The 11,164-nt window shown below is 61.8% G+C and carries 8 protein-coding genes and 1 pseudogene; 7 read left to right on the plus strand and 2 right to left on the minus strand.

Annotated features, from left to right (window positions below; genetic code table 11):
* Positions 1 to 85: 85 nt before the first annotated feature.
* The 5 genes from GS429_RS21610 (at position 86) to GS429_RS21630 (ending at position 4,899) form a co-directional block, all read left to right on the plus strand.
* Positions 86 to 1,234: a CARDB domain-containing protein gene (locus GS429_RS21610; RefSeq protein WP_160068091.1), complete on the plus strand. Its 1,149-nt coding sequence runs from the start codon at positions 86 to 88 to the stop codon at positions 1,232 to 1,234.
* A gap of 126 nt (positions 1,235 to 1,360) precedes the next feature.
* Entirely contained in the window at positions 1,361 to 2,524 is a 1,164-nt protein-coding gene (locus GS429_RS21615) for a signal peptidase I (RefSeq protein WP_160068093.1), read from the plus strand.
* A gap of 162 nt (positions 2,525 to 2,686) precedes the next feature.
* The gene (locus tag GS429_RS21620; RefSeq protein WP_328821532.1) at positions 2,687 to 3,877 is read left to right on the plus strand and encodes a DUF5305 domain-containing protein; all 1,191 of its coding nucleotides are present in this window, start codon (positions 2,687 to 2,689) and stop codon (positions 3,875 to 3,877) included.
* Positions 3,878 to 4,143: 266 nt separating this feature from the next.
* A complete protein-coding gene (locus GS429_RS21625) occupies positions 4,144 to 4,437 on the plus strand; it encodes a winged helix-turn-helix domain-containing protein (RefSeq protein ID WP_160068095.1) in 294 nt (97 codons plus the stop codon).
* 48 nt (positions 4,438 to 4,485) lie between these two features.
* On the plus strand, positions 4,486 to 4,899 hold the full coding sequence (locus GS429_RS21630; protein ID WP_160068097.1) for a hypothetical protein: 414 nt from the start codon (positions 4,486 to 4,488) through the stop codon (positions 4,897 to 4,899).
* 148 nt (positions 4,900 to 5,047) lie between these two features.
* Here the strand turns inward: GS429_RS21630 and GS429_RS21635 are convergent, their stop codons facing one another.
* Positions 5,048 to 5,935: an NAD+ synthase gene (locus GS429_RS21635; protein WP_160068099.1), complete on the minus strand. Its 888-nt coding sequence runs from the start codon at positions 5,933 to 5,935 to the stop codon at positions 5,048 to 5,050.
* Positions 5,936 to 6,168: 233 nt separating this feature from the next.
* On the opposite strand from GS429_RS21635, the pseudogene GS429_RS21640 reads away from it, so the two are divergent.
* Together GS429_RS21640 and GS429_RS21645 are read left to right on the plus strand one after the other, a co-directional pair.
* Positions 6,169 to 7,222 (plus strand): annotated as a pseudogene (locus tag GS429_RS21640) (M48 family metalloprotease).
* A gap of 368 nt (positions 7,223 to 7,590) precedes the next feature.
* Positions 7,591 to 8,859 carry an MFS transporter gene (locus GS429_RS21645; RefSeq protein WP_328821535.1) on the plus strand — a complete coding sequence of 423 codons (1,269 nt, stop codon included), beginning with the start codon at positions 7,591 to 7,593 and terminating at the stop codon, positions 8,857 to 8,859.
* 179 nt (positions 8,860 to 9,038) lie between these two features.
* On the opposite strand, the gene GS429_RS21650 is transcribed toward GS429_RS21645, so the two are convergent.
* Positions 9,039 to 10,931 carry a PINc/VapC family ATPase gene (locus GS429_RS21650; RefSeq protein ID WP_160068101.1) on the minus strand — a complete coding sequence of 631 codons (1,893 nt, stop codon included), beginning with the start codon at positions 10,929 to 10,931 and terminating at the stop codon, positions 9,039 to 9,041.
* Positions 10,932 to 11,164 lie beyond the last annotated feature (233 nt).

Consider the following 11,164-nt stretch of genomic DNA (forward strand, 5'->3'; position numbering starts at 1 on the left):
AGTCCCACACTAGCGAAGGAGAGTTATATCCACCTATGCCAGTGTAACATTATCGCTTACTCGGGGCTTTTCAAGAGTTATACTAATGCCATCCACCAAAATCCTCCTCACCGCTGCAGCAGCCTGCTTTCTCTTCGCGCTTGCAGTCCCAACAGTCGCATTTCCGATGGGTGAGGACGAGCCAACGGAGGATGTCAGCCTCGAGCCAACGTCCCAATACGCGACGATCACCGACGACGAGCTCCGACTCGATCTCGAGAAACTCAACAATCGAGCGGCCACCACCTTCCACGACGTCTTCTCGATCACCGTCAACGACGACGCCGTCGAACGGATCTGGATCAGTAACGATGTCGACGGGCTCACGTTCTACGAAGGCACGGACCAAGCGAGCGAACTCGACGAATCCAACCCGCTCGAGCCGTCTGCAGGTCAGACGACAGCCATCGGCGTCGCCGTCGATACCCATCTCGCCCAGAGTGGCACGGAGACGTTCACGGTGCACGTCGAGTACGAGGACGAGACAGCCGAAGCCGAGTCAGACGACCGTCCCAAAGCAGTTACGCTCGAGTCGCTCAACGTGACCCCGAAGACACTCGAGACGGGCGGCTCGGTAGCGGTCAACGCCACATACCGGAACGACGGAACCGCGACGAAAGACGTCACGTCCGAACTGACCGTCGACGGCACCGTCGTCGATAGGAAGACGGTCGAAATCGACCCCGGTGAAACGAAGTCGGTCACCTTCGAGAGACAGATGCAGTGGCCGGGACGCTACGCCGTCGGGGTTGACGGCACAGCGAGCGAACGGGTAACCGTCGAGGGGCCGCCGATCGATGTGCTCAACGCCTCGGTCACCACCGCCGAACTCACCGCGGGTGAGACGGGGACAGTCGAAGCGGTCGTATCGAACCCGACGGACACGCGGGTCGACCGCACGCTCGAGTTCGCGGTCGACGGGATCGTCGTCGACACTAGATCGGTCACGCTCGAGCCGAATTCGGAACGAACGGTCACGTTCGAACGGCAGTTCGGCGAGGCGAAAACGTACGATATCGCGGTCAGTGGCGTCGAAGCGGGCTCGGTCACGGTTTCGGAACGCGAGCCGTACCTGATCCGAGATCGAGAACTCTCAGCGGCGACGACGGCGGCGCTCGCACCGCCGATGACGATGGGATTCCTGTTCTTAGCCATTGCCGCGAACCGTCGCTGGGCGCTCGTCTCGACGCGGTAGCGAACGAAGCGCTACTCGAGCTCCGACGACCGCTGTCATACCTCTCGGGATCTTTAAGATGGCCGCGTTCGAAACGTTCCGACGATCGAATAGTTTGCTACCAATGACACGCTTCGTTGCGGGACGATGACGGGAAACTCGCTCCTCAAGCAAACGCTCGGAGCAGTCATTGCACTCGCCCTTATCCTCTTGCTGGTCGGGCAACTCCTCGGGCAGCCGATCCTGTTGGGCTACGTCGCGACCGGGAGCATGGAGCCGACGATGAACGCCGGCGACGGCTTCGTTGCGATTCCGAGCGTTCTCACCGGCTCCGTCGATGAGGGCGATGTCGTCGTTTTCCAGGCTCGAGAGCTCCACGGCGGGGGACTAACGACCCACCGCGTGGTCGGCGAGACCGACGAGGGATACGTCACGAAGGGGGATGCAAACCCGTTCACGGATCAGGACGGCGCCGAACCGCACGTCACGGACGGACAGATCGTCGCCGAGGCCTGGCAGGTAAACGGCGAGGTGGTGACGATTCCCCATCTCGGATCTGCAATCATGGGCGTCCAGAGCACTGCGGAGTCCGCTTCCGGAACGATCGCCCCTGTCCTCGGGCTGACGACATCGGCCGACTCGGAGGGGCTGGGTGCGTTGCTGGTCGCCGCCGGAGTCGCGTTGCTCGGCTTCGGAACGCTGCTGGATCGGCTCGGTCCGGGACGACGCGAGACGACGCGGACGCGCTCTCGTCAGAATGTGATTGCGTTCTGGACGGCGCTGGGACTCGTCTTGCTCATGTTCGTGACGTTCGCGACTGCGGCGATGGTCGTTCCGTCGGGGACCACCGAGTACGGCCTCGTGAGTACGGAGACGCCGGAGGACGATCCGCAGATACTCGCGCCGGGCGAGACGGGCGAACTCACCAGGACGATCGAAAACGCGGGGTATCTCCCCATCGTGGTCGTCCACGAAGCCGAGAGCAGAAACGTCGCCACCGATCCGAGTACCCAGACGATCGGGATCCGCTCGAGCGGGGAGACGACGGTCCAGCTTACGGCTCCGGAAACGACGGGCGAGTACACCCGCCACGTCGGCGAGTATCGGTATCTCACGGTGCTTCCGCCGTCAGTACTGGTCTGGCTCCACGGATTGCACCCGCTCGCCGCGATCGCCGCAGTAAACGGCGTTATCGTCGGTGTCGCCGTCGCGGTCGTGCTCGTGCTCTTCGGTCACAACGATCTGCGCATGCGTTCCGGTGGCAGTCACGTTTCGTTATCGACCCGTCTCGAGCGAAAGTTCCGGAAATAAGAATGCTAATTGCGACGACAGCGCTCGGCCGGTATCGTTATAGTGATTGCATTAACAGAATGTACGCACGTACGCCCTGCGACCGGTCCACCGACCGGACCGGTCCGGGCAAAATGGGGGACGAAACTCGATTCGACTGCCCCGGTCGAGGGAGTTTGAACTGTGATTGATAATCCCCGTCTCGATCTGTTGCTCGCCGAATACGGCCGTCCGATAACGATCGCACTGGTCGTAATCGGGGCACTCGCACTCCTCGCAACGGGGTGGGCCGTCGCGAGCCCGTCGACGTCGACGACACCCCAGTACGGCGAGGAGCGGGTCTCGACCGAGGTTCAGACGAGCGCCGTCGTCGTTCAGAACGGAAGTCTCTGGAACGAGGGAGATCGACTCGAGAACAGTCAGGTCTACATGTTGAACGCCTCGCCGGAGTTGACGGTGGAACCGGAGACGAGACTGGTAGACGAAACGGACGGGACGCCGGTCGACGGCGAGGTGAGCCACGAACTACTGCTTCGGTTCGATGCGACCCGAGACGGACAGTCGTTCTGGAACGAAACGCACACCATAATAGCTGACTCGCCGTCCGTCGACGACGGCGTCGCGACGTCGGCGGGGACGATCGACGTCGAATCCTATCGCGAGCGGCAGCGTCATCTCGAGCGCGAACTGTCGGGCGTCGGTTCGATCGACCTCGAGTTGGCGCTTCGCGTCGAGTACGAAACCGAACGGAGTACGGGAACACAGCGGGAGTCGACGACGTTTCAGGTGACCAACGACGCGTACTGGCTGGAAGAATCGCTGTCCGCATCGGATCCGAACAGCTATCGGACGGGAACGGTAGAGACGACCGAGTCGCGAAATCCGGCGACCATCGCCGGACTCTCGCTGCTGGGAACGCTCTCGCTTGCCGGTGCTGCGTTCGTTTCCCGTCGCGCGCCGGTCGACGAAGAGGCCGCCCGGCGTGCGGTTCACGAGCAGCGGTACGCCGAGTGGATCTCGCGCGGTTCGATTCCGATGTGGATCGGCGACTATCACGTCTCGCTCGACACCTTAGAGGACGTCGTCGACGTCGCAATCGATACGAACGAGCGCGTCGTCAACGACAAACAACGCGGCCTGTTCGCCGTCGTTAACGACGGTGTCGTCTACTACTACAGTGAACGCGGCCTCTGGGAGGAGACCGCCTGGCCGGAGATGAACCTCGGCGACCAGCCGGAGCAGGCGGAGCAGTCGGAGATCGTGGATGCCCAGCCCATGCTTTCGCCGGATGACATGGAACTCGAGGGAAGCGACGAATTCGAGGCTCCCGATGAGGGATTCGATAACGACGAAGACGTCTGGCGGCAACTGTAGCAGTCGACGTTACTGCATCCCAGTCACGAAGCAGCGACCGAGGCAATCTGTGCGCGTGTACTGACGTCCAGTAGCCACCAGTAGCTACCACATCCGTCTCGGTTGCTGCGTCTTTCACCAAAACCTGACTACCGAGTCAATTCTCGATATATCGACGCAGACGCTGTCTGGACGTACTTTACTGAGACATATCTCTTGCAATCTTTCATGACAGTGTCGGGCGTAAGGCTCAACTTTTATACTGCTGGGGGCTTTCGATTCGTAATATGGCAGAGACTGACGGGGAGGACATCGAAGATTTGCCACCGAGCGCCAAACTCGTCTTCAAGGTTCTCGAGTATGATGGGCCACTGACCCAAAAGCAGATCGTCGAGGAATCGATGCTATCGGCCCGGACCGTCCGGTATGCACTCGAGCGGTTGGAGGAAATCGGGATCGTCAACGAGGATATCTACTTTGCAGACGCTCGACAGAGCCTCTACCGACTCGAGGAACCGGTGGCAGCGGACGGAAACGGCGTCGAAGAGGCCCCGAAAAAGGACGCCTGCTGCGCTGAATAACCGATAACAAACGGCAGCATTATTTTGTCGCAGTAACCGATCCCTTGCATGGACAAGGAGCGTCTCCCCCGGTGGGGATGGCTGTTGATCGGGCTGTTCGCGATGGCGATCACCGCAAATTTACTCAACTTTTTCGTGTTCGAACCTGCGGGACTCCCCAGTGACTACCAGGTAATTACCGTAATCACCTCGATGGCGCCGGTGTTGATCTACATCGGCGTCTGGTACGACGAGGATCGACAGCAGTACTGGGACCACTCTCGGGAACATATCGTCGGTGACGTGCTGTTCGTCGTCGTCGGTGCCGCGATCGGTTCGGCGATCGCGCTCGTCGCCATCGTCGACTTCGACTTCCCGCAGATTCTACAGGATGTTGTCGGAATGGCCGCCGGCTTCATGCTGTCGTGGGGGCTGTTCTGGTGGCGGAACCCGGACCTGTACCGCGGCGAATCCGGACGCTGACCGACGGCTGATACTGTTGGACAGAACGACGTGAAGCCGATCGGTCTGCTGGAGCCGTCACCGTCGGCGACGACCCCGAATTCACGGTCGACTTCGTATTGACTGCTGTCCGACAGTATGAGCACAGCACGTGGCTGTGTCGTCTGCACTACTCACCGCGGTCGGCAATCCCCGGTGTCGGTGGCATGGCTCGTTTGTGCCGGGTTTCGGCACAGAGCCACGCGAGCGACCGGGCCGTTTCGGGATCCATGTCGAGCGCCTCAGCGGCCTCGCTGACCGGTTGCTCCTCGTCGACGAGTCGCTGTAGCAGAGGATCGATGACGTCGTAGGAGGCCCCGAGTTCGTCGGCGTCGGTCTGGTCCGCCCAGAACCCCGCCGTCGGCTCCTTGCTAACGATTCGCCGGGGGATCCCGATCCGTTTTGCGAGCGCTCGAACCTCGGTTTTGTAGAGGTCGCCGATCGGATACGCGTCGGCCGCACCGTCACCGTATTTCGTGAAGTAGCCCAACAGGAACTCCGAGCGGTTCGACGTCCCGAGGACGAGCCGTTGTTGCCGGTTGGCCGCGTAGTACGTACAGGTCATCCGCAACCGCGCGGTCACGTTCCCGATCGCGTGGTTTCGCTCGTTCGGCCGATCGGATTCGTCCCGGTCGGAACGAGACTCGAGCGGACTCGCGACCGTTTGCTCGAACGCCTCGAGAACCGGTCGCAACTGGATCGCTTCGAACTCGATTCCGAGCCCCTCCGCGATAGTTTGGGCCTCGCTGACACCGGCGTGTTCGGTCTTGTGGCAGGGAAGGCCGAGTCCGAGTACCTGATCGCTTCCCAGCGCTTCGGCCGCGAGCGCCGCCGTTACCGTTGAATCGATGCCGCCGCTCATCGCCACGACGACGCCGTCTGCACCCGCATCCGCGACAGTCGTTCGAACGTCGGCGACGATCTGCGACCGGACCGCCTCGAGGCCCGGCCGATCCGTGATGAACGAGCCGTTCGCGGATCCCTCATAGTAGACGATCGTCTTCCTATCTGCGCCCATGCTGTCCAAACACCTTTTGATCCATACGACAATCGATCATTCGTCTCGTATAAATGCCTACTCCTTAAACAGCTAGTAGTTTCTCTGTGCGTATCCGTCACACGGTCGGTCCGAAGCGGGTGGCCCGTCGTCGGCTATCGGGGCCGCTGAAACGCACTGCACGCCCGACGTTCTCCGAGAGATACAATTATATTGGACAGTTTCGATGCCAACTCACGACGTCGAATCGCTCCATGTCGCCCACTACTCCAGCCCGCGACCTCCGTCTCCGAATGCTCGTCGCGCTCGGCCTGCTCGTTTGTCTGCCGTTCGCGTTCGCTTACACCGGTCTCTTTCTCGCTAACACCGTAGGAATCGCGTTGCTCGAGTGGGCTACCGAACGGCCCTCCAGCGTCGAATTCTCCATCGACCGATCCTCCTGACGGTCGTCATCCTCGGCGGTCTCGTCGTGCAGTACTGGCTCGGCCCGCGGACCGTCCTCGGGTCGGTGGGGACTCGACGGGTCGATGCGACCGAGCACCCCGACCTGCACGCCACCGTGACGCGACTGTCGTCCCAGATCGACATCGCGAAGCCGAAGTCGCGGTGATCTCGAGCGACGTTCCCAACGCCTTCGCCGTCGCCGGCGGCGGTCAGGAGAGCATCGTCGTCACCGAGGGGCTCCTCGAGGCGCTCGAAGCCGACGAACTCGAGGCCGTCGTCGCACACGAACTCGCCCACCTGAAAAACCGAGACGCGAACCTGATGACCGTCGCCTGGCTGTTACCGACGATACCCTACTACCTCGCAGTCGTCGCGTTCTACGTCCTCTACGGGCTCTTTCGACTGTTCGGACACGGGTTCGGTAGCCGCTCGAGAAGTGGCAACGGCGACGGTCGCGGCCTCGCTGTCGCGATCGTCGTCATCGTCGTCTGTGCCGTCGTCACCCTGACGGTCTCGGCGATGTTCTGGGCCGCGAGTGTCCTCTTCTACCGGATCCTCTCGCGACAGCGGGAGTACGCCGCCGATCGAGCGGCGGCGACGATCACGGGGTCGCCAGCCGCACTGGCCAACGCGCTCGAGACCATCGACGGCGCGATGCCCGACCTGCCGGACCGGGATCTCCGGAAACTCGACGGCGGTGCTGAGGCACTGTATCTCGCACCGCTCGAGTCCCGGGCGTTCGGATCGAAGGAACTCGTCAGCACGGAGATCTTCCCGGACACGCATCCGTCGACCGACGAGCGAATCGAACAGTTGCGTCAACTGAGTGCCGACTCCGGGACCAGACACGGGCCGGAGCCCTGACCGACGGGCCGCGTGATCGAGATTCGCTCGGCTCCAACGCTTCAGACGGTTTACTGTAAGTCATTTCCGGCGCAACCGCGACCCGGGGGGGCGGTCGCGCCGGTAAATCGGTACAGCAATCCGTATCAGTTGCCCGACGGGATCCGTTGTGGCGATAGTAGTCACTGAACGTCAGTGTACACCTGATCGCACGACGGCTGTGCGTTCGGTGTGTGAACAGTTTCAGTTGGTACTACATCGCCCGGTAGCGGCCCCAGTGAAACAAGTACGATAGCGACCCTCACCTCGAAGTAATGGATAGTTTCCAGAGCGCCTGTATTTTCGAATATATAGAAATATTTAACCAATTGTTGTTTAAATGACCGATAGTGCCAGAAGATAATATCTTCGCCGATGCTGGCAGCGGCATTCGATCGTTGCGGAACTCGATCTACCCGATTATCAGTCTGTTAGCAGCGACGTGGCTCGTACTCAGTGCGTATCGACTCCTGTTCTCGATGGCACTACCGGGGTTCATCGAGGAGACGACGGTATCGTACACCGGTATCAGTTTCCTCTTCGGCGCGTTGTTCGTCGGATACGGAGTCAGTCAGTACCCGGCCGGAAGCCTCGCTGACGTACTCGGGACACGGATCGTTCTCGTCGGGGGCATTCTGACGGCGACCCTGTCGCTTGTCTCTCTTTACGTGGCGAGTTACTATGGCCACGTCTTTGGAGCCGTCTTTCTCGTCGGCGTCGGTATCGGCAGTTACCGGTCGGCGAGTCAGATCGCCGCATCGGCTATCGCATCGGAACGGACCGAGGGAACGGTGCTCGGAATACTCACAGCCGCAAATCCGTTCGGCTACGTCGTCGGCCCCGTCGTAATCGGGGCACTGATCGAAACGTACGGGCTGTACACGACACCACTGATGCTCGCGTTCGTTCCGCTCCCCCTCGCAGTACTGCTCTGGTACTCGAGTGAACGTTCGTCTCGAACGGACGAACGAGATCACGAGACGCCGTCCCTTCGGCGGGGGTTGGTCGCGTTCAAGCGAAACTCGTTGCAAAAACGGACGCTTCTCGTCGTCGCGTTCGGAGTGGCCTTCACGACGACATCGAACTCACTGATCGCTATCCTTCCGCTGTACCTCCTCGAAACGACGTCGCTCACGCTAACGACTGGCGGTCTCTATGCGGGCGGAATCTTCGGAATCGGTACGGTCGCCGCACTACTCGGGGGAATATACAGGGACCGAATCGGAGCGATTCCGGTACTGCTCGCCGGATTCACGACCGCTGCGGTCTCGCTTTCGCTTCTCGTGTTCGTCTCGTCCGTGCGTTACGTACTGGTTTTGCTCTGTCTGTTTAGTCTTGGCCTCAACGCCATCCTCCCGGTCCGCGATTTCGTCATCAACACGCACGCGAAACACTGCTCGCCGGCATACGTCGGCGGGATGATCGGCGGAATGCGATCGCTGTGCTATCTCGGCGGCGGAATCGGCGCCTCGGTGGTCGGTGTCGTCTTCGGCCGGTTTGGGTTCGTGATGGGGTTCGGTCTCCTCGTCGCGCTCCTGATCGCGGGCGCGCTCTGTACCGTGTTACTGTGGTATACCGACCGCCAGAACGCCGAAGCCGGCCATCCCGTCACCGGTTGACCAGTGGGAGATGATCGAGCCACGATGAAACCTCTCCCTGATCCGATGGGTGAAGCGTCTGCCGCTCGAGCAATCCGAAAAAGCCGTCCGTTCACCACTCCTCGAAAAATCTCCCCTGCGAGAACGTGCTCTCGCTGGCCCTTCCCTCATTTCATTCGGGAAGACACCAAAAAGCTGCTCTAGGAGGGGACGACCGTAACCGGATCCTTCCGGTCGATCGCTTGCTCTAGCTCGTCCGCGATCGCGCTCCCTCGAGACACCTGAATCTCGCCTCCGCGACTGACCGTCGCGGTGAAGAGGTAGTCGCCGGCGGCCTGGACCTCGACGGTCTCGCCGTGGTTGCCGTCGACGGGGATGACGATGTGTCGAGAGGTGATCTCGGGGGTGACTCGCTGGCCGGCCGCCTGCTGGCCGCCGCTGCCGCCGTCCGCACTTGTACCAGCACCGGCACCGACGCCGCCACCGCCGCCCGCACCGTAGTTGGGGTTCTCGTCGTGGGTTCGGACGTCGATGTCGATTCCGAGGCGGTTCTCGACGTCGGTGATCCGTCCGCCGCCCTTGCCGATGACGCTCGAGATGTCGTCTTCGCCGACGTAGACGACGGCTCTGTCCTGGCTCTTGAGCTGGACGTCGACGTGGCCGTGGGCGATCGATTTGATCTCCCGTTCGATCTCCTGTTTGGCGATGCGGTCGACGCCGGACTCGTTTGCCGGGCCGCCGTCCTCGTCTTTGAGCGGGACGGTGACGACCTGGCGGTTGAAGGTGTAGATCTCGTATTCGGGTTCGTTGGTCTGGAAGTTCGTCACCTGAATGACCGGCCGAGCCAGATCCTCCTCGGTGAGTCCGGCGGGAACCTTGACCTCCGTCCGGACGTCGTAGACGGTGTTGACCTCACCGGCCTCGATGTAGACGACGGTGTCGACGACCTGCGGGATCATCCCGAGTTCGACCCGACCGACGAGTCGCTGGAGCGCGTCGATCGGCCGCGTCGCGTGGACGACGCCGATCATGCCGACGCCCGCCAGCCGCATGTCCGCAAAGACCTCGAAGTCGTCGGTCTTGCGGACTTCGTCGTAGATGGTGTAGTCCGGTCGAACCATCAGCAGTGCGTCCGCGGTCTTGGCCATCTCGCCGCCCAGTTCCGTGTACTGGGTGATGTCGGGACCGACCTGCAGGTCCCGTGGCTTCTCCATCGTCTTCACCGAGTAGTCGTGGTCCGAGATGAAGCGGGCGACCGCCTGCGCGAACGTCGACTTCCCGGCACCCGGCGCGCCAGAGATCAGGACGCCGCGCTGGCGCTCGAGCAGCCGCTCTTTCAGTTCGTCGGCGTGCTCGTAGTCTTCCATGTCGGTCTGGGCGATCGGTCGGACGGCGGTGATCTCGATGCCGTCGGCAAACGGCGGCCGACCGATGGCGATCCGGTAGTCCCGGAACTGGACGATCTGCATGCCCGGTTCGGAGAGTTCGATGAAGCCGCCGGAGGCCTCCTTGGCACCGTCGACGACCTCGCGGGCGTACTCGTCCATCGTCGCCTCGTCCAACGGCTCGTCGGCGATCTGCTCGTAGCGCATCTCGCCGAGTTCGCCCCGCTTGGCCATCGGCACGGCGTCGGTCTTCAGGTGGACGCTCATCGTCTGGTCGTCGAAGTAGTTCTCGACGGCGAGGGTGCCGATCTCTCGAACCTCGGGTGAGACGTGCTCGACCGTGAGCCCCTTCGCCTCGGCGACTTCGGCCTGGACGATATCGCTCGTGAGGAAGGTCGCCTCGAGATCCTCCGCGAGATCGCGGATCAGCGCGTCGATCTCGCCCTCGGAAGCGTGGCCCCGCTCGATGGCGTTCGGCCGCTCGCCGATGTACTCGAGGTCGATCGCACCCTCGTCGGCGAGATCGGCGAGTCGCTGGAGCTCTTCTAAGCCGTCCCAGCCGCTGTCGATCCCGTCGTTTGCCTGCGCTTCGAGCTCTGCGACGACGGCTTCCGGCACCGAAATCGTCGCTCCCTCGAACTGCCCATCGTCAATCGTCGCCGAAACGCGGCCGTCGATGACCACGCTCGTATCCGGCACGACGTTCATACGCTAACTGGACGACGGACGCGTATAAGGATGTTCCACCGGCGAAGGCAGACGTGAGTGGGGTAGACTGGCCGTCGAACCGCGCCCGCGGCCCCATCGAACGACAGCTGTGCGATCGGGTGTGCACTGACTTCCAGTGGCCACTAGATGGCTCCATTGAATCGCCATACGGCGTCGGATTTCACTGTTGAACGGCACGCTTGATATTGTAAACGAGACACATCAGCACGATC

The organism is Natronorubrum halalkaliphilum (assembly GCF_009834785.1).
Taxonomy (GTDB): Archaea; Halobacteriota; Halobacteria; order Halobacteriales; family Natrialbaceae; genus Natronorubrum; species Natronorubrum halalkaliphilum.

What these genes read in the sequence shown, in the direction of transcription:
- GS429_RS21610 (WP_160068091.1), top strand. Translation starts at nt 86, where the DNA reads ATGCCATCCACCAAAATCCTCCTCACCGCTGCAGCAGCCTGCTTTCTC.
- GS429_RS21615 (WP_160068093.1), top strand. Translation starts at nt 1,361, where the DNA reads ATGACGGGAAACTCGCTCCTCAAGCAAACGCTCGGAGCAGTCATTGCA.
- GS429_RS21625 (WP_160068095.1), top strand. Translation starts at nt 4,144, where the DNA reads ATGGCAGAGACTGACGGGGAGGACATCGAAGATTTGCCACCGAGCGCC.
- GS429_RS21630 (WP_160068097.1), top strand. Translation starts at nt 4,486, where the DNA reads ATGGACAAGGAGCGTCTCCCCCGGTGGGGATGGCTGTTGATCGGGCTG.
- GS429_RS21635 (WP_160068099.1), bottom strand. Translation starts at nt 5,935, where the DNA reads ATGGGCGCAGATAGGAAGACGATCGTCTACTATGAGGGATCCGCGAAC.
- GS429_RS21650 (WP_160068101.1), bottom strand. Translation starts at nt 10,931, where the DNA reads ATGAACGTCGTGCCGGATACGAGCGTGGTCATCGACGGCCGCGTTTCG.